This window comes from Anoxybacillus sp. ST70, assembly GCF_019553625.1.
Lineage (GTDB): Bacteria > Bacillota > Bacilli > Bacillales > Anoxybacillaceae > Anoxybacillus > Anoxybacillus gonensis.
Genome location: NZ_JAHZOF010000001.1, coordinates 216940 through 234773 on the forward strand (window position 1 = coordinate 216940; position 17834 = coordinate 234773).

Genomic DNA, 17834 nt, shown 5'->3' on the forward strand with positions numbered 1-17834 from the left:
CTCCTATTTCTCTTTTCTTCGTTGAATAGCTTCGCGTGCGACGACACGATCATCGAAATATAACACGTCTTTGCCAATGATTTGATACGTTTCATGTCCTTTTCCTGCAATTAAAACGACATCGCCTTCTTCAGCTTGTTCAATCGCATATGTAATCGCCTCTTTTCGATCTACGATACATACGACGTCTTCTGTTACCCCTTGTTTCATATCATTTAAAATGGCGAGCGGGTCTTCTGAGCGCGGATTATCGGATGTAAAAATCGGCACATCGCTATATTGGACGGCGATTTGTGCCATCAATGGCCGCTTCGTCCGATCGCGATCTCCGCCGCAGCCGACGACGACAAATACGCGCTTTTTCGCAAACTGCCGAATCGTTTGCAACACATTTTCTAAACTATCTGGCGTATGGGCGTAATCGACGATGACCGTAAACGGCTGGCCAGCGTCAACGACTTCAAAGCGGCCCGGAACGCCTTCCATATGAGCGATCGCTTCAACAATCGTCGCAAGCGGAATGTTCGAGACGAGACAAGCGCTCACAGCCGCTAATACATTATACACGTTAAACATGCCGATGAGTTTCGTTTTTACTTCCACCATTTCGGTCGGTGTAACGAGCTGAAACGTCGTGCCGCTCGTTGTCATTTCAATGTTTTTCGCCATGATGTCACTTTCATGATGAATGCCGTACGTGACAACATTGGCCGCCGTACTTTTTTTGTACTCTTCGGAAGCCGCATCGTCTGCATTTAATATCGCAAATTTTGGCCGTTGATGGTCAAAACGGTTGCCGAGTTGTGCAAACAATAACCCTTTCGACCAACGATAATGGTCCATCGTTTGATGGTAATCTAAATGATCTTGCGTCAAATTGGTGAAAACAGCGACATCAAAATCGCAACCATGCACCCTTCCCATATGTAGCGCATGTGAAGAGACTTCCATCGCAGCGACGTCCACATCGGCATCAACCATTTTACGAAACATTTTTTGCAAAACGAGCGATTCAGGTGTTGTATTGTTTACATCATACGTTTCATCGCCTATTTTCATGTGAATTGTGCCAATGAGACCGGTTTTTTTTCCCGCGTGACGACATATGCGTTCAATGAAATACGTCGTCGACGTTTTTCCGTTCGTTCCCGTTACACCGATTAAATGCAGATGATGTGTCGGCTGACCGTAAAACGCATCGGCTAATACCGCTAATGCTCGCCGGCTATCGTTCACATAAATGACCGGCACAGGCAATGTGAGCGGTCGTTCCGCAATGATCGCCACCGCTCCGCGCGCTACGGCTTGTTCAGCAAAATCGTGACCGTCTACAGTAAACCCTTTGATGCATACAAACAACGAACCTTGTTGCACTTCTCTTGAGTCCATCTCAATGGATGTAATCGTTGGATTTTCTGTTACGCGTGGTGTAAAGTTATGTAAATATTGAAGCAACGTTTGTAACTTCATGCCGATCGTTCCTTTCTTTTTTCTTATATAAACAGAAAAAGAAGCCATGAGGATACTTCCTCTAGGCTTTACCGTTTCGTTCCAAAATAAACCCGGATCGTCGCTCCTTCTTTTACTTTGACTCCAGGCTTCGGCGCCTGTTCAATGACCGTATCACCTTCGCCACTACCATCTAATTTTAAGTGAAAAAGCTGTTGTTGCAAATCTTTTTTTGTTAAACCGATTAAATTTGGCACTTCGACATAGCGCGCATCGAGCCACGTCGTTTCTTTTTCAATTTGTTGTTTACGCGGTTTTACCCCGAGTGCACGTAAACTATCTTCCATAATATTTCCAACAATCGGAGCGGCGACGACGCCCCCAAATTGCACCGTTCCTTTCGGATTGTCAACAGCGACATATACAACAATTTGCGGATCGTCCGCCGGAGCAAAGCCGATAAATGAAACGATATGGTTATCTTTTAAATATTGACCATCTTTCGCTTTTTGTGCCGTACCTGTTTTACCGCCAACGCGATAACCATCGACAAACGCTCCCTTACCTGTTCCTTGTGCGACAACGCTTTCGAGCGCATAACGAATTTGTTTTGACGTTTCCTCGGAAATAACTCTCCGTTTTGCTTTCGGCGTTTGACGGCTCACAACCTCTCCTGTGACCGGATCGAGCCATTCTTTTGCAATGTACGGTTGATATAAAATGCCACCGTTTACTGCTGCTGCGACCGCTGCCACTTGTTGAATCGGTGTAACAGCTACCCCTTGACCGAAAGCTGTCGTCGCTTGTTCGACCGGTCCGACGCGATGGAGCGGAAACAAAATGCCCTTCCCTTCTCCTTGTAAATCGATGCCTGTTTTTTCACCGAAACCGAACGCGCGAATATATTGAAATAGTTTATCTTTGCCTAGTCGATCGCCGAGTTCAACGAATCCCGGGTTGCACGAGTTTTGCACAACTTCGAGAAACGTTTGGTCGCCATGACCGCCACGCTTCCAACAATGGAGCGTCGCCCCAGCTACTTTCACATATCCCGGATCGTAAAAATGTTCTTTGAATAAATCAACTTTTTTTTCTTCTAATGCCGCAGCAAGCGTAATAATTTTAAACGTCGATCCCGGTTCATACGTGCTCCAAATCGGTAAATTGCGGTTAAAAATTTCAGGAGGAACGTGTTGAAAATCGGCAGGGTCAAACGTCGGACGGCTGGCCATCCCTAAAATTTCTCCGTTGTTCGGGTTCATCGCAATCGCAATGATGCCATCTGGGCGATATGTCGCTTCGGCGATGCTTAGCTCCCGTTCTAAAATCGTTTGGACACGCGTATCGATCGTTAATTTTAAATCGAGACCGTCCACAGGTGGCGTGTATGCGTCCGCCATTCCCGGCATGCGCTTTCCTTTTGCATCGGAATAAAATTGGACCGACCCCGGTTTGCCGCTTAGTTGTTTATCGTAATATAGTTCAAGACCCATTAATCCTTGGTTGTCAATGCCTGCAAATCCGAGTACGTGCGATAAATAGCTTCCAAACGGATAGTAACGTTTCGAGTCTTCCGCGATGTATACCCCTTTCATCCCTAAATCGCGAATTTGTTTGGCTTTCTCATTTGAAATTTTTCGCCCTTCTGGATGAATGCGTTCAATGGACGTTTTTTTCGTCACATGTTTATATGCTTTTTCGACCGGCATATTTAATATGCGTGCCAGTTCATTCGCGACTTCAGATGGATTTTCTATTTGTCTTGGAACGACGAGCACAGACGGGGCGCTCACGTTTGTCGCTAACGGCACCCCGTTGCGATCGACGATTTCTCCGCGCTCAGGTTCAAACGGAATATTTCGGCTCCATAAATCTTTCGCTCGTTCCGTTAACATATCTCCTAAAACGAATTGCACATAACCGAGACGTATATCAATAATCGCAAAAATGAGAAATCCGATCAACAAGACGGCCGTTAATCGTTTTCGAACGGTCACTGCACGCATATAGCGGAACCTCCTTACTATGTTTCAGCTCGTTCCACTATATGCTTGTACCGCTCTATATAGAACTAATCGACCGGACCGTCTACTTGTTGTTCGGAGTCTTCTTGTTGTTTTTCATCGATATGTGACGGCTTCGCAAGCTCGACAATGATATAGTCGTGTTGTTTCACAACCGCTCCCGGAGCGATATTTTGGCGAAATACGTAGCCGCTTCCGATAAAGCTCGGCTTCAACTGCAACAAGTCAGCTAGCTTCATGACATCGCGCAACGACCAGCCGGTCACATCTGGCATCATGGCGTGTCCGTCCGTTTGCAACAAAATGCGATCTGGCGCAACGACGTGTTCCCCTGCTTTCGGAAACTGCGCACGCACTTCTGTTCCTTTGCCGATGATCGTGACATTGAATCCTTGTTTTTTCAACGACTGTGCCGCTTGTTCAACCGATTGACCGACATACGAAGGAAGAGCGATGCTTTTATCTTTTTTCTCCCTCTTTTTCTGAACAGTCGGTTGAATGTTTAAATATTGTAAACTATTTTTCATGACAGGATTAAAAATCATCGATACGGGCGCCGCTCCCGTTTCCGTATATGAAATGTTTGGTTGTTGCACAGCGACATACATAATTAAACGCGGATTTTCGCGCGGTGCCATGCCTAAAAACGAGAAGATATAGTTTTGGTGCCCTGTTAAATATCCGCCTTTCGGATCTGGAATTTGCGCCGTTCCTGTTTTTCCTACTACGCGATAGCCTTCAATTTGGTACGGGCGCCCTGTTCCGTTTTCAGATGTGACGACCGTTTCTAAAATATCTAACACTTTTTCCGCTGTTTCTTTTGAAATCGGTGTATCGACAACGGTCGGTTCATGTTTTACAACCGTTTTCCCGCTGTCTGGATCAACGATGCGATCGACAACGTACGGTTTCATCATTTTTCCGCCGTTTGCGATCGCCGTAGCCGCTTGAATTTGTTGGATCGGTGTCACCGATGTTCCTTGGCCGAAACCTGTCGTCACTTTTTCAATCGGATAACGATATAAAATGTTTCCGACTTTTTCGTCCGGCAATTCAATGCCTGTCGGCTCGTTAAAATGGAAGCGATGCAAATATTGTAAAAAACGATCTTCTCCTAGTTTTTCGCGCACAATTTTTGCGAATGCCACGTTTGATGAACGTTGCACCCCTTCAAGAAACGTAATTTTCCCCCAACCGACTTTATTATGGTCGCGAATGCGGTGACTTCCGATTTGATAAGAACCGGATTGATACGTCTCATTCGCTTGAAACACCCCTTCATTCACCGCGGCAGCAAGCGTAAAAATTTTCATTGTCGATCCCGGTTCGTACGGATATGCAATGGCATCGTTTAAATAGTTTTCAATATTTCTTTTGTTCGGATTAAAGCTCGGGCGAGTGCTCATCGCCAAAATCGCCCCTGTTTTCGCATCTGCCACAATGGCGATCATTTTTTTCGGAGCATATTGTTTTTCCACCGCATTCATCGCATCTTCTAAAAACGTTTGGATTTTTTTATCAATCGTCAAATATACGTCTTTTCCGTTTTGCGGTGGAACGATGGTTTCATCCGAATGAGACAGCTTAAACCCTTGTTGGTCACCTTTATAATAGACCTCGCCATCTTTTTCTTTTAACTGCTCATGAAACTGTTTTTCAATGCCCATTTTTCCGACAATCTCGCCCGTCTCCTCATCTTTTTGCGCATAACCGACAACGTATGATGCGAACGTACCGTTCGGATAAAATCGTTTTGAATCGCGTATAAACGTAATGCCTGGAAGCTGCAACGACTCAATTTTTCGCTTAAGCGTTTGGCTAATGCTGCGACCGTTCGGACCGAACTCGACTTGATGCGCCTTTTTTTTCAAGATGCGCTCTACATCTGCTACATCCATCTTTAATAGCGGGGCTAGTTTACGGGCTGTTTCTACCGGATCGGTCACGTGTTGCGGCATGTTCGGATCAAGAACGGCAGCGACCGTGTAAGAAGGAATGTCTTCTGCGATCACTTCACCGTGCCGATCAAAAATCGTTCCTCGCTTCGCTTCAAGCACTTGCTTTTTTAAATAACGTTTTTGCGCCTCAACAGCTAACACTCTTCCATCCGCTTCGCCTGTTGCTTGTAAATAAACGAAACGCCCAAACAATGTAAAAAAGAGCAAGCTAAAAAAAATGAAACATATAGCTGCTCCTCTATGTGTATGTTTATGCTTTCTCATTTGGCATCAGTCCTGAACAACTTTTACGTTGTTTTCGTTTAATGTCAAACCAAGTTCTTTCGCTTTCGCTAAAATGCGCTCATACGTGCTTAACTCTTGCACTTGTGCGTATAAATCGCGGTTTTGTTTTTGTTGCTCTTGAATGTCCGCTTGCAACTGTTGCACTTCTTTATTGACATGATAAATCGTGAACTGGTTAGAGATGATCGTGACGCTACTATATAACGCAAAGGCAAGAAACGAAACAAACACGATTTTTTCCCCGAATGTCCAACGTATGTTTCGTTTTTTCTTTTTCTTCGGCGCGCGTTGCACATGTTGTTCGTGTTGTTGTACTTTTTGTTGTATACGAACAGCAGCCATTCTTTTTTCTCCTCCTTTTTACAGTTTTTCAGCGATGCGCAATTTGGCAGATCGTGCGCGATGATTATGTTGTAATTCTTCTTCTGACGGGACGATCGGTTTTTTTGTAATGATTTTTAATTTCGGCTTATATTCATCGGGAATGATCGGCAATCCCGGCGGCAAGTGCGGCGTTTCACTTGCTTGTTTAAACGCGAGCTTACAAATGCGGTCTTCAAGCGAATGGAACGTAATGACGCTAATTCGCCCTCCAGGTTTGAGTAAGTCGATCGCTTGTTTAATCGCTTCTTCAAACGCGCGCAACTCGTCGTTGACCGCGATGCGAATCGCTTGAAACACCCGTTTTGCCGGATGTCCTCCCGTTCGGCGCGCTGGTGCCGGAATGGCTTCTTTAATGATTTCGGCAAGCTCGGTCGTCGTTTCAATCGGCTTTTGCTTGCGCGTTTGCTCAATTTTACGAGCGATCGCTTTTGAAAACTTTTCTTCGCCATATTCGAAGAAAATTTTTACAAGCTGCTCATACGGCCATGTGTTCACGACATCATACGCCGTTAACGTTTGCTCGCGGTCCATGCGCATATCAAGCGGCGCTTCATGTTGATAACTAAATCCCCGCTCTGGCATATCTAACTGCGGAGATGATACGCCAAGATCAAACAAAATGCCATCTACTTCATGCACACCGTAAAGGGCTAGCTGTTGTTTCATATAGCGAAAGTTGCTTTTAATAATCGTAAACTGACCGCTATATCGTTCAAGTTTTTGTTGTGCATGACGGATCGCTACATCGTCTTGATCGAAGGCGAACAATCTTCCTTCTGGCGATAATTGCGATAATAAATATTCGCTATGTCCAGCTCCACCGAGCGTACAATCTACATATGTACCGTCTTTTTTAATATTTAATCCGTCAACCGTTTCTTTTAATAATACCGTTACATGATGAAACAACGATGTCACCTACCTCGATTCCACTTGCTTTATAAAAAATGAGTGCAATTGTATTGTACCATCATTTCACTAAATTCACTACTTACTTCCGAACTATTCTATTGTACATAAAAAAAATCCTGTGCGCGACAGGATTTTTTTATCGACGAAAACAGTTAAATATATACAATTTTATGCATCCCATTCCAATGATAATCGACATGAAGAAGGCGGGAGGCAAAGTCTAGTCCATAGCGATTCATATAATAAATGATGTTCCAGACGCGCTCTTGTGGCATATTGTTCGGGCGAAGCGACAGTTCAATGCGCTCATATTTGCGCACGTGCACATCATGTTTTTGCAACATGCGTCTTGTAATCAATTGTTGAAGATAATCGATTTGTGTCTCGATCCGTTCGGCATTTTTCAACATCACTCCCTCCAGATGAGGATCAATTTGCATGCCGAGTTGACGCAGTTGTTCATGAATGTTGGCCATTTGTTTTTTCGCTTCAGAAAATGTTTCATCAAATGATGCAGGTTGATTTGTGCGCACCCATGTGTCTAGCACCTCCTTCGTTCCTTTTGTCAACACCTCTTCTACCGTCATGCGCACATCCGCTAAATCGGCAGCAATATGGCGCTCAACAAGCGTGAAAGAAAGGCGCGGCACAATGGGCGGCATATGCCAATGAAAATACTCAAACACACGTTTTAACTCTGCCCAATAAGCAATTTCGCCCGGACCAGCAATAAAAGCAAGCGTCGGAAATAGCCACTCTTGCATGATCGGTCGTGTAACGACGTTGTTGCTAATCGATTGCGGTTCGCTTTCGATTCGTTGTCTTAATTCATCTGGCGTAAAACGATATGCCCCATCTTTCGTGTAAAAATGTTGCTTGTCATCATCGTAATATAATAACCGCCGTTGACCGTCATCATAAAACAAATGAGCGCACAGCGGCGATACATCAATCGCCTGTGCATAGCCTAGTTGTGCAAGATGGCGTTGTTGGGTTTGAAGCGCGTTTGTAATCGCTTTATGCTCATCAGCGAGCGTCATAAACCATTGGCGCTCAATGGCCCGAAGCTGTGGATGAGCAGCATCAACAACGACGATCCCTTCTTTTGCAAACAACGTTAAAATGATAGCCGCAAAAAAGTCCGTCACCGTATCGGATTGTGCGATACATTCATGTATGTATGCGCGCAATTCGTTTGTCACATCCGTTTCACCATACGTTTTTAACACATCGTCAATCCAATGCTTCAACGCATCCGCATCGATATGAATATGAGCAGCCATTCGCTTTTCTTTCGCTAATGGCGGATATACATATTTTTTCACTTTTCCATGTTCAGCGATATGTACATAATTCATTTCTGCAATATCATGGTCTTCAGACGCCATCCAAAACATCGGCACGACAGGAACGCCAAGCTGTTGTTCTTGTTGTTTGGCTAATACGATAATCGAAATGATTTTATATATGGTATATAACGGTCCCGTTAAAAGCCCTGCTTGTTGTCCGCCGATGACAACGACACTTTCTGGCTGACGCAGTTTTTCAATGTTTGCGATCGTTTCTCGGCTGGCTCGAAACGTTTGGTGATATGTCAATAAATGGTCTACAATCGCTTCACGAGCGTACGTTCGTGTTTGCAATTCATGCAAACGTTGTTCAAATGAACAAGGGTGAAACGCTTCGCTTACAGGAAACTTCCCCTCGATATATTCCGTTGCTAAACGGTTTGTTGCTGGCAATGACAGCTCAATCACTTCCATTGTAAACTTCCTTTCCGATTCATGATGAAAATGCGATCATGACACGATGAATGATCCCATATATGAACAATCCAATATAAGCGGTTGTAAATAATAAAAATTGCATTTTCCAATACAATTTAAACGTTCGTGGCAGCGATACATCGCCTGTTTTTTTCCAATATAAAACGAGCCCAATCATAAATGTAACAATAAAAAACACGAGCAGTTCAACGATATACGACCGTTGAAAAATCGCTTGCAATAGAATGTGAACGGCGAAAATAAAAAAAATGGTCGAGCCGTTCACCGCAAGATGAAACGCACGCTTTCCTTTCCGCTTAAACACGATTTTTGCGAGCGTAAACATAAAAAAAAACGAAAAAAACGGCATCACAATCATGATCGCAACGAAAGAGGCGAGTATATCTTTCATCTCTCCTTCTCCCCCTCTAATTGTTTCCCTTTCACAAGCGCATATAAAAACGTGCTAATGGGCGCTGGGACGCATCGCTCGTTCGCTCGCTCGATCACATAACGTAAAATCGCGTCTAATTCCGTCTTTCGCCCCGACTCGATGTCACGCAACATTGACGAACGATTGGCGGCCGTTTGATGACAGATCGTTTCAATATGTTTCCAGATGCGTTCTCGTTGTTCGAGTTGGAAAACGGACGCCACTTCTTGAAACAACTGTTTCATCGCTTGTCGATACGGTTCATGTGTCACTAACATACCGTTTGGGACGCGCAATAAAGCGGTGAGCGGATTAATCGCTACGTTTACCATTAATTTTTCAAGCAACATCGCTTCCCAATCGTCGACATATTGAAACGGAAAGCGATTGTTTGTCAATGATAAAAACGAAAACGCTTCTTTTTCCCCTCGCCATACGCTCCATTTCGTTTGACCGACCCCGGTATGAGAAACGGTCGTATCATCGATTTTTAAGGCGCCATGTTCGACGACAGCGAGCGCAATATGATGATGCGGCACATGCGGCAAATACGACACATGTCCCATGCCGTTTTGTAAAAACATAATCGCGTTGGCTTGAAGCATATGTATGCGCGTCTGCAATATGTTTGCCAAATCGTATTGTTTCACTGCGATAAACAACATCTCTTCTTCAATTTCACGAACGAACGGTTCCGCATGTACGCGGTGCGTCGTCCGTTCGTTTCCGCATATGACCGTCAGCCCATGTGTGCATAGCTCTTTCGCTTGCTCATTTCGGCGTGTATAAATCGTGACGTCATGGTCGCCACAAAAATATGCCGCCGTCAACAATCCAATCGCTCCGCCCCCTACAATTCCGATGCGCACCGCACGTCCTCCTCTTTTCTTACTATGTTTTATTGTATAAAAAAAAGTAGCTGTCGTCTATCAGCTACTACACAGACAATTGGCGGGCGCGCTCTAAAATGTGCATGACGGCTTGATATTCTTGCTGCACCGCTTGCAGTTGTTTTTCAAGCGCTTCTTTTTCTTTTTGGAGCGTCCATACTTGCTCTCGCAATCGTTCGATTTCTTGTTGCCCTTCTCCGCGCTGTTGCAACGTTTGTAAAAAAGAAATGACATCTTGTAACGTCATATCGCGCTCGGGGGGTTGCGGCTCTTTTTTCTTTTTCCGCTGCTGTTTTGCAAGCTCTAGCTCCTGTTCATATTTTTTGCGCACGTACGCGTTCCAACGAAATCCGCAAGCCGCTGCCGTTCGCGATAGTTTTTTCCCTACTTCTTCAAACGCTCGTAATTGTGTGCCACCTTCTCTCACAAAAGATAACACCGTTTCAGCAAGCAACATATCTTCTTCTTCTGTCCACGCATCTTGACGCATCATTTCTATCCCTCCTCGCTGCATTTACTATATGCGTATGCAGCTAATAGAGAAGATAGAAGATTATTTGTTTCGTTTTGCTAAAAATGATTGCACCGCTCGATCGTGCTCTTCGCTTTCCCATAAATACGCACATCGTTCAATTTCAGCGAAAAAGCGTTGGCGAAACTCCTCTGTTTTCCAACGTCCGATCGCCGCTTCTTTATAGGCGCGCAATACCGCAGTCGGTTTATTCGTATAACAACTTAATTGTTTTTCGCATCGTTCACGCAACGAGTCAGAGAAAATGCGGTGAACGAAACCGATGCGCTCCGCCTCCTCAGTTGTGATCGTTTGCGCGTGTAACAATAAATCGAGCGCTTTGTCATACGCCATTTTTTCAAATAACATCGCTGCGCCGCCCCAACCTGTTGTAATGGCTAAATTCGCTTGGACAAATCCTAGGCGTGCACCAGCACGGGCGAAGCGAAAATCACACGCTGTCGCCAATTCACAACCTCCGCCGATCGCTGTACCGTTTATGAGCGCAACGGTTGGCTTCGATAACGTCAATAAACGATATAAAATGTTTCCCATTTTCCATAGCATCGCATGCGCTTCCTCTTTTGTCGTCAGCTGATGAAATACTTGTAAGTCGCCACCAGCACAAAATGCCTCTTCCCCTTCGCCAGTAATGACGAGCACTTTCGCTTCATCATCTAATTCAACAAGCTGAAGTGCCTGTTCAAGTTCATCCATGACCGCATAATCAATTGCATTTCGTCTTGTCGGACGACAAATGGTAAACCAAACAATCCCATGTTGTTTTTCAATCATCATCTCTCTCCCCTTTATTGCATGTACGTCATGTTTATTCGCTTTTTTATGCTGTTTTCCTTTTAAAAATAAGAAAAGCGCAAGGGAACGACCCTTACGCTTCTCTTATTTGTTTACAACGTCTTTTCCTTTGTATGTTCCACAAACTTTACATACGCGATGAGCAAGTTTCATTTCACCGCAGTTTGGGCATTCTACCATACCAGGTACGCGCAATTTGAAGTGCGTACGACGTAGTCTCTTTTTCATTTTCGATGTTCTTCTAAAAGGTACTGCCATCATTTCCACCTCCTTAAAGAGATTTAGGCGAATATGGAGGCCGGTGTAGTTCCGGATCTTCCCTTAAGATTCATTTTTGTTTTCGAAAAACTTTGCTAGCTTCGCAAGGCGCGGATCGATTTTATTTTCATACTCTTCTTCTGAAAGGACCGTCCAATCTTTTCCTGATTGCGGAACGGCATCGGGATGATCCGGCTGCTCGCTAAACACTTGCATTGGAATTTCAAGAAGAATAAGTTCTTTGACGATCGGCATTAAGTCGATCGCTTCTCCTTGAACAATGTGCGACTCTTCATCTGTTGCGTCATAATCGTTTAGAAAAAACGTTTCTGTGCTTTCGATCGCGAATGGATACGATACGTCCACAAGCGTACGAGAACAAGGAAGCTTCATCGTTCCCTCAATTGTTAAGTGGAACGTAAATTTTTTCGCGCTTATATCTGCCCGTCCAGAAATATGAACAGGAGAAATGTCGCGAATGGAAGCGTCCACTTCTTTTAGCTCGGACACATCGGCCATTTCGTCAATCGTCAGCCCTTTATGCTGCAACTGATGAAGTTGATGAATAGACCATCTCAATGATAATCACCTCAAGACAACAAAGAAAATTATACGTTTGAACACCCGTTTTGTCAATATTTTTTCTTTACACTACTTCCATTATAATCGACTTATACTCACTGTATCACGTTTTAAACAAAAAAGAAAGGTGGACGACAAATGAAAGCGGTCGGCATCGTGGTCGAATACAATCCGTTTCATAACGGGCATTTATATCATGTGCAACAAACGCGAAAAAAAACGAAGGCGGATTGCATCATCGCTGTCATGAGCAGCTCATTTACGCAACGCGGGGAACCTGCCATCGTGCCAAAATGGGAACGGGCTCGCATGGCGATTGCAGGCGGTGTCGATCTCGTCGTCGAACTTCCTTATCCGTTTGCGGTACAAACGGCCGAATGGTTCGCCCATGGCGCCATTTCGATTCTTGATGCTCTTTTTTGTGAACAATTATGTTTCGGAAGCGAACACGGAAACATCGATGCATTTATCGAAATCGCTCAATTGCTGATAAATGAAAAAGAGCAACATGACGAAAAAGTGAAACATTATATGAAACAAGGGATGAGCTATGCGAAAGCATACGCGTTAGCGCTGAATGATATCGGTCACGATATACTTGATATGTCGCAACCAAACAACATTTTAGGACTGCATTACGTCAAAGCGATCATTGAGCAACAAAGCAAAATGATACCGGAGACGATTCAACGAACGGTTGCCCATTATCACGATCAGACGCTCCCTGCAAATGAAAGCATCGCGAGTGCCACGAGCATTCGCCGTTTTTTACAGTCCGGTCATGACGATGTCGTACGCTACGTTCCTAAAACGACATACGAAACGTTACAAACGTATCGACATACATATACGATATGGCACGATTGGGAAACATATTTTCCGCTTTTAAAATATCGTTTATTGACGATGGAACGAGAGGATATTCGTCACATCGCCGAAGTCGAAGAAGGAATTGAACATCGGTTGCAAAAGGCGATTGCACATGCGACATCGTTTCACGGTTTTCTTTCGGCGATCAAAACGAAACGATATACGTGGACGCGATTGCAACGCATATGTACGCACATATTGACGAACGTCACGAAAAAAGAAATGGCGCAAGCGCATAAAAATAAAAAAGCGACATACATTCGCCTGCTAGCAATGAATGAAATCGGGAGAGCGTATGTGCGAAAAGTGAAAAAACAAACAACATTGCCGATCGTGACAAACGTGAAACATATATATGACGATCCTGTATATCATATCGAAAAAAAAGCGGCGCAAGCATATATGTGTATATTGCCTGAGCCGCTTCGAACGGAAGCGTTGCAACGTGAATACGCCACACCTCCGTTACGATAACTTTCGCAAAAATTGAACGGCATCATCGAACGTATCGACAGGGACAATTTTCATCTTTGTTCCGATGTCTTTTGCCGTTTTCACCGCTTCTTTATAGTTTGAACGTTTCGCTCCGCGTTCGTTCGGAGCGAAAAAAATGTCCGCACCTGCTTTATGGGCTGCAATCACCTTTTGAGAAATGCCGCCGATCGGTCCGACTTCTCCGTCGATGTTAATCGTTCCGGTCCCAGCAATGCGATATCCTTTTGTTAAATCTTCTGGAATGAGTTGGTTGTACACTTCGAGCGCAAACATAAGCCCAGCTGACGGTCCACCAATTTGATCCGATTCAATGCGAACAGGTGGATCTGTGACAATATCGCGATCAGTCATGACGGAAAGCCCCAGGCCGACGCGGTTTTTTTCTTTCGGAAACGGCGCTAGCGCAAATGTCGCCGTTTTTTCTTTTCCCGCTCGCTTATATGTGACACGAACGCGATCTCCTTTTTTCTTTCTGCTTACGTATTCAATAAACGCATCTGCTTCTTCAATTCGTTGTCCGTCAATGGCCACTAATTGATCGCCGCTTTTCAAGACGTTTGCCGCAGGCATGCCGTCAACGACGTAAAGCACATACACCCCTTTATTTCGATACGAAAACGGTCGATTTGCTTTTTTATACGCGACAGCAATCGCCGTTTCTTTTGAATTTTCCATCATTTTTAATTGACGGTGCGTATATTCTTCATCGTTTTCTCCTTCTTGACGCACTTCATCCATCCGATATAGTTCGTTATATTTACTCATGTGCGCAAGCGCAAATGAAAAAAGATTGGCTTGCCCCATTCGAACGGTCGTTAACATAAATTTTCCTTTTTCTTTATAGCCGCCTTCGACTTCAACGAGCGGACGCAACGGTTCAGCCGTTCCGGGCATCGTGACGTAATACGGCAAGTGGAAAAACGTAGCAAAAACGAATAGTAGTGCGATCATGATTGTCGTTGCAATATAGCGTTTTTTCTTCATTGTTCAAACCCCTTCTCTGCAAGCAGTTGGCGAATGGCTGGAAGCTGTTGCCGCGCCGCTTCTTCACCGATTTGAATCATTTCTTTCGCATGGGTAAATGCATACGAACTATAACGTTCTAGCTGCGGACGAATGACGACATCCGCTTGGGCGATGCGATGAGAAGCGAGCTCAGCTTGAATAATATCTAAACTTTGTAAAATGACATCGAAAATAGATGAAATCGTATCGTTCTTTTTAACGGAAGCGACATCGACAGCGATGACAACGTCAGCACCCATCTCCCGAACGACAGCAGCTGGCACGCGATCGATCACCCCGCCATCGACAAGCAACCGTCCATTCCATCGCTCTGGTACAAAAATGCCGGGAATCGAAATGCTTGCCCGCACCGCATCGGCTACTTTTCCTTCGCGGAACACAACTTTTTCTCCTTTTTGTAAATCGGTTGCGACAATCGCTAACGGAATGCGAGTATGTTCGATTCGCATTTGTTTTGTCATGACAGCGATGAACTGCTTAATATGCGCCCCCGAAATTAACCCCATTTTCGGCACTGTCCAATCAATATAATCGTTGCGTCGAAACGCTGTCGCTAGCCGATATAATCGTTCCGTTGACATCCCCGATGCATATAACGCTCCAACGAGGGCGCCCATGCTGCTTCCTGCGATCATATGAATCGGGATATTTTCTTCTTCTAACACTTTAATGACACCCGCATGCGCAAAGCCGCGCGCCCCGCCGGAGCCTAAGGCTAACCCGATTTTCATTCATGTTCCCCCTTCCCTGTTCAATACTATGGTCTAAAATGTCCACATATACTCGTATATTAAAACGAGCACGATCGGCGAATGAGGAGGCCAACGAACGATGAAAGAAAAATGGAAAACGTTGATGCTATCATCTATAATTGTTTGTTTATGTATCGCATTGCTCCGCTATCCACAACAGTCGTTTGAAGCAGCAGTGCGCGGATTGCATATGTGGTGGGATGTCGTCTTTCCTTCCCTTCTCCCTTTTTTTATTGTATCAGAAATTTTAATTGGATTTGGTGTCGTTCATTTTCTCGGTGTATTGCTTGAGCCATTGATGCGTCCGCTTTTTAAAGTGCCAGGCATCGGCGGGTTCGTTTGGGCGATGGGGATGGCTTCCGGCTACCCTGCTGGCGCGAAGCTGACCGCACGGTTAAGACAGCAACAACAACTTTCTGCCATTGAAGCAGAACGGCTCGTTTCGTTTACAAACTCGTCTAATCCGCTCTTTATTTTTGGCGCGATTTCGGTCGGTTTTTTTCATAATCCGAACATCGGTATCGTTCTTGCCTTATCTCATTATCTTGGCAACATTTGCGTCGGATTCATTATGCGCTTTCACGGAAAAGAGGAAGAATATGTTGTTCAAAAACAAAAAAAAGGCATTTTCCGTCAAGCATTCCGCGCGATGCATAAAACGCGCTTAAAAAATAACCAAGCGATCGGAAAGCTGCTCGGAGATGCCGTCCGCTCCTCGATTCAAACGCTTTTTATGATCGGCGGGTTTATTATTTTGTTTTCTGTTCTCAATCGATTGCTTTATGTGACAAATATAACAGACATGCTTGCACATGTTGTACAATACGTGCTAGCCATTTTTCATTTGCCGCGCGAATTAAGTGTTCCGCTCATCGCAGGGGTGTTTGAAATTACGCTCGGCAGCCAAATGGCGAGCGAAGCAACAAATGCGACATTGTTGCAAAAAGTGATCGTCACAAGCTTTATTCTCGCTTTTGGCGGTTTTTCGGTACAAGCACAAGTGGCGAGCATTTTAGCGGAAGCAAATATTCGCTTTCAACCGTTTTTCATCGCTCGCATATTTCACGGACTATTTGCCGCTTGTTTTGCTTCAATTCTTTGGAAACCGCTATACGTTCAGCCGCTTGAATCGGTAGAAACGTTACCGGTATGGCTTCCGAAAGCAACGATCGATTGGCCTGTATTATACATACATTGGATCGAACAATACGGCTTTATGATCACTGCAACAGCCTGTTTGTTATATGTCGCCATCGCTTTTCGACGTGAAAAACCACCTGCTTAAAGGTGGTTTTTTGCATCAGAAAACTTTTTCCGAAGCGCTTCTTCCACAACTTTTGGCACGAGTTCGGAAATGTTGCCGTTATATTTCGCCACTTCTTTTACGATGCTTGAACTTAAAAAAGAGTATTGGTTGTTCGTCATCATAAAAAACGTTTCAATTTGTTCGTTTAATATGCGGTTCATCGATGTGATTTGCATTTCGTATTCAAAATCGGAGACGGCGCGCAATCCGCGCAAAATCGCGCTCGCCTGTTTACTTTTCGCATAGTCGACAAGCAGTCCTTGATAAGAGTCGACAACGACGTTATGTAAATCTTTCGTCACTTCTTCTAGCAATTGCACTCGCTCTTCTGTTGAAAATAATGGTTTTTTCGATGAATTGTTTAATACGACAACATATACTTTGTCAAACACTTTTGCCCCGCGGCGAATAATATCTAAATGCCCATACGTAACAGGGTCAAAACTCCCTGGGCATACTGCGATGCTTGCCATATTTATTCCCCTTCCTCATCGACATAGGCGTAAATCGATACAGCGGTGATGCCATACGTTTCATGTTTTACTTGCGTTAAGCGGCCAATTTGTTTGGCAAGCTGTCCTTCCGCTCCGTGCTCAGCGACAACAAAGCCGTCTTTTTGTAACAGTTGATGACTATCGATGATCCCAATAAGCGCTTCAAGCTGCTTATTTTTATAAGGGGGATCAAGAAAAATGAGGCGAAACGTCAAGCCTCGTTTGATGATTGCTTTTAATGCTCGTTCCGCATCGTTGCGATAAATTTCCGCTTGATCTGTTAGGCGACAAGCGGTGACGTTCTTTTTTATCGTTTGAACGGCTTTCGGGTCATGGTCAACGAAAATGACGCGATCTAAACCGCGGCTGAGCGCTTCAATACCGAGTCCACCGCTTCCACCAAATAAATCGAGCCCGAGTCCTCCTGAAAAATACGGACCAATCATATTAAAGATCGCTTCTTTTACTTTATCTGTCGTCGGACGCGTCGTCATCCCCGGAACAGCTTGAAGCGGTTTGCCTTTGCATTTCCCTGATATAACCCGCATCATCTTTCACCTCGCTTTTATAGTCAGAACATAACGAAACAAAGAAAGAAGTGAGAAAAAAATGATAATCATGTA

General features: G+C 44.5%; 18 protein-coding genes. 2 read left to right on the plus strand and 16 right to left on the minus strand.

Features of this window, described 5'->3' with window-relative positions; all coding sequences use genetic code 11:
* Positions 1-3 precede the first annotated feature (3 nt).
* The 12 genes from K1I43_RS01105 to K1I43_RS01160 all read right to left on the minus strand — a co-directional run bounded on the left by K1I43_RS01105 (position 4) and on the right by K1I43_RS01160 (position 12265).
* Positions 4-1470, minus strand: a complete 1467-nt coding sequence (locus K1I43_RS01105; RefSeq protein WP_026011802.1) for a UDP-N-acetylmuramoyl-L-alanyl-D-glutamate--2,6-diaminopimelate ligase — start codon at positions 1468-1470, stop codon at positions 4-6.
* A 68-nt stretch (positions 1471-1538) separates the two neighbouring features.
* A complete protein-coding gene (locus K1I43_RS01110) occupies positions 1539-3455 on the minus strand; it encodes a stage V sporulation protein D (RefSeq protein WP_035065979.1) in 1917 nt (638 codons plus the stop codon).
* Between the two features lie 65 nt (positions 3456-3520).
* Entirely contained in the window at positions 3521-5695 is a 2175-nt protein-coding gene (locus tag K1I43_RS01115) for a penicillin-binding protein (protein WP_220382594.1), read from the minus strand.
* A gap of 6 nt (positions 5696-5701) precedes the next feature.
* Positions 5702-6058: a cell division protein FtsL gene (ftsL, locus tag K1I43_RS01120; RefSeq protein ID WP_019418340.1), complete on the minus strand. Its 357-nt coding sequence runs from the start codon at positions 6056-6058 to the stop codon at positions 5702-5704.
* A gap of 18 nt (positions 6059-6076) precedes the next feature.
* The gene (gene rsmH, locus K1I43_RS01125; RefSeq protein ID WP_026011801.1) at positions 6077-7009 is read right to left on the minus strand and encodes a 16S rRNA (cytosine(1402)-N(4))-methyltransferase RsmH; all 933 of its coding nucleotides are present in this window, start codon (positions 7007-7009) and stop codon (positions 6077-6079) included.
* Positions 7010-7164: 155 nt separating this feature from the next.
* A complete protein-coding gene (gene bshC, locus K1I43_RS01130) occupies positions 7165-8775 on the minus strand; it encodes a bacillithiol biosynthesis cysteine-adding enzyme BshC (protein WP_019418338.1) in 1611 nt (536 codons plus the stop codon).
* A gap of 19 nt (positions 8776-8794) precedes the next feature.
* Positions 8795-9190, minus strand: a complete 396-nt coding sequence (locus K1I43_RS01135) for a DUF3397 domain-containing protein (RefSeq protein ID WP_019418337.1) — start codon at positions 9188-9190, stop codon at positions 8795-8797.
* Positions 9187-10080 carry a 2-dehydropantoate 2-reductase gene (locus K1I43_RS01140; RefSeq protein WP_019418336.1) on the minus strand — a complete coding sequence of 298 codons (894 nt, stop codon included), beginning with the start codon at positions 10078-10080 and terminating at the stop codon, positions 9187-9189. Before K1I43_RS01140 ends, K1I43_RS01135 begins: the two co-directional genes overlap by 4 nt.
* Positions 10081-10147: 67 nt before the next feature.
* The gene (locus tag K1I43_RS01145) at positions 10148-10594 is read right to left on the minus strand and encodes an RsfA family transcriptional regulator (RefSeq protein ID WP_019418335.1); all 447 of its coding nucleotides are present in this window, start codon (positions 10592-10594) and stop codon (positions 10148-10150) included.
* Between the two features lie 60 nt (positions 10595-10654).
* Positions 10655-11407: an enoyl-CoA hydratase/isomerase family protein gene (locus K1I43_RS01150; RefSeq protein WP_026011800.1), complete on the minus strand. Its 753-nt coding sequence runs from the start codon at positions 11405-11407 to the stop codon at positions 10655-10657.
* Positions 11408-11512: 105 nt separating this feature from the next.
* A complete protein-coding gene (rpmF, locus tag K1I43_RS01155; protein WP_003395111.1) occupies positions 11513-11686 on the minus strand; it encodes a 50S ribosomal protein L32 in 174 nt (57 codons plus the stop codon).
* Positions 11687-11749: 63 nt separating this feature from the next.
* Positions 11750-12265, minus strand: coding sequence for a YceD family protein (locus K1I43_RS01160; RefSeq protein ID WP_009373506.1), 516 nt, complete (start codon positions 12263-12265; stop codon positions 11750-11752).
* A 141-nt stretch (positions 12266-12406) separates the two neighbouring features.
* Between K1I43_RS01160 and K1I43_RS01165 the strand changes: the two genes are divergently transcribed.
* A complete protein-coding gene (locus K1I43_RS01165) occupies positions 12407-13612 on the plus strand; it encodes a nucleotidyltransferase (protein WP_019418333.1) in 1206 nt (401 codons plus the stop codon).
* On the opposite strand, the gene K1I43_RS01170 is transcribed toward K1I43_RS01165, so the two are convergent.
* Entirely contained in the window at positions 13604-14617 is a 1014-nt protein-coding gene (locus tag K1I43_RS01170; protein WP_009373503.1) for a SepM family pheromone-processing serine protease, read from the minus strand. The genes K1I43_RS01165 and K1I43_RS01170 overlap by 9 nt on opposite strands.
* Positions 14614-15390: a patatin-like phospholipase family protein gene (locus K1I43_RS01175; protein ID WP_220382595.1), complete on the minus strand. Its 777-nt coding sequence runs from the start codon at positions 15388-15390 to the stop codon at positions 14614-14616. The genes K1I43_RS01170 and K1I43_RS01175 overlap by 4 nt, the downstream gene beginning before the upstream one ends.
* 100 nt (positions 15391-15490) lie before the next feature.
* On the opposite strand from K1I43_RS01175, the gene ylbJ reads away from it, so the two are divergent.
* Positions 15491-16696 (plus strand): sporulation integral membrane protein YlbJ, encoded by a 1206-nt coding sequence (gene ylbJ, locus K1I43_RS01180; protein ID WP_019418332.1) that lies wholly within the window; start codon positions 15491-15493, stop codon positions 16694-16696.
* Here ylbJ and coaD read toward each other — a convergent pair.
* Positions 16693-17190, minus strand: coding sequence for a pantetheine-phosphate adenylyltransferase (gene coaD / locus K1I43_RS01185; protein WP_009373500.1), 498 nt, complete (start codon positions 17188-17190; stop codon positions 16693-16695). The two genes, ylbJ and coaD, sit on opposite strands and share 4 nt — an antisense overlap.
* Before the next feature lie 2 nt (positions 17191-17192).
* A complete protein-coding gene (gene rsmD / locus K1I43_RS01190; RefSeq protein ID WP_019418331.1) occupies positions 17193-17759 on the minus strand; it encodes a 16S rRNA (guanine(966)-N(2))-methyltransferase RsmD in 567 nt (188 codons plus the stop codon).
* Positions 17760-17834 lie beyond the last annotated feature (75 nt).

Excerpts from the sequence above, each read along its gene's own strand:
- K1I43_RS01105 (WP_026011802.1), bottom strand. The coding sequence starts at position 1,470 with ATGAAGTTACAAACGTTGCTTCAATATTTACATAACTTTACACCACGC.
- ylbJ (WP_019418332.1), top strand. The coding sequence starts at position 15,491 with ATGAAAGAAAAATGGAAAACGTTGATGCTATCATCTATAATTGTTTGT.
- bshC (WP_019418338.1), bottom strand. The coding sequence starts at position 8,775 with ATGGAAGTGATTGAGCTGTCATTGCCAGCAACAAACCGTTTAGCAACG.
- K1I43_RS01150 (WP_026011800.1), bottom strand. The coding sequence starts at position 11,407 with ATGATTGAAAAACAACATGGGATTGTTTGGTTTACCATTTGTCGTCCG.
- rsmD (WP_019418331.1), bottom strand. The coding sequence starts at position 17,759 with ATGCGGGTTATATCAGGGAAATGCAAAGGCAAACCGCTTCAAGCTGTT.
- coaD (WP_009373500.1), bottom strand. The coding sequence starts at position 17,190 with ATGGCAAGCATCGCAGTATGCCCAGGGAGTTTTGACCCTGTTACGTAT.
- K1I43_RS01170 (WP_009373503.1), bottom strand. The coding sequence starts at position 14,617 with ATGAAGAAAAAACGCTATATTGCAACGACAATCATGATCGCACTACTA.
- K1I43_RS01110 (WP_035065979.1), bottom strand. The coding sequence starts at position 3,455 with ATGCGTGCAGTGACCGTTCGAAAACGATTAACGGCCGTCTTGTTGATC.
- rpmF (WP_003395111.1), bottom strand. The coding sequence starts at position 11,686 with ATGGCAGTACCTTTTAGAAGAACATCGAAAATGAAAAAGAGACTACGT.
- K1I43_RS01175 (WP_220382595.1), bottom strand. The coding sequence starts at position 15,390 with ATGAAAATCGGGTTAGCCTTAGGCTCCGGCGGGGCGCGCGGCTTTGCG.
- K1I43_RS01135 (WP_019418337.1), bottom strand. The coding sequence starts at position 9,190 with ATGAAAGATATACTCGCCTCTTTCGTTGCGATCATGATTGTGATGCCG.
- ftsL (WP_019418340.1), bottom strand. The coding sequence starts at position 6,058 with ATGGCTGCTGTTCGTATACAACAAAAAGTACAACAACACGAACAACAT.
- K1I43_RS01145 (WP_019418335.1), bottom strand. The coding sequence starts at position 10,594 with ATGATGCGTCAAGATGCGTGGACAGAAGAAGAAGATATGTTGCTTGCT.
- K1I43_RS01115 (WP_220382594.1), bottom strand. The coding sequence starts at position 5,695 with ATGAGAAAGCATAAACATACACATAGAGGAGCAGCTATATGTTTCATT.
- K1I43_RS01165 (WP_019418333.1), top strand. The coding sequence starts at position 12,407 with ATGAAAGCGGTCGGCATCGTGGTCGAATACAATCCGTTTCATAACGGG.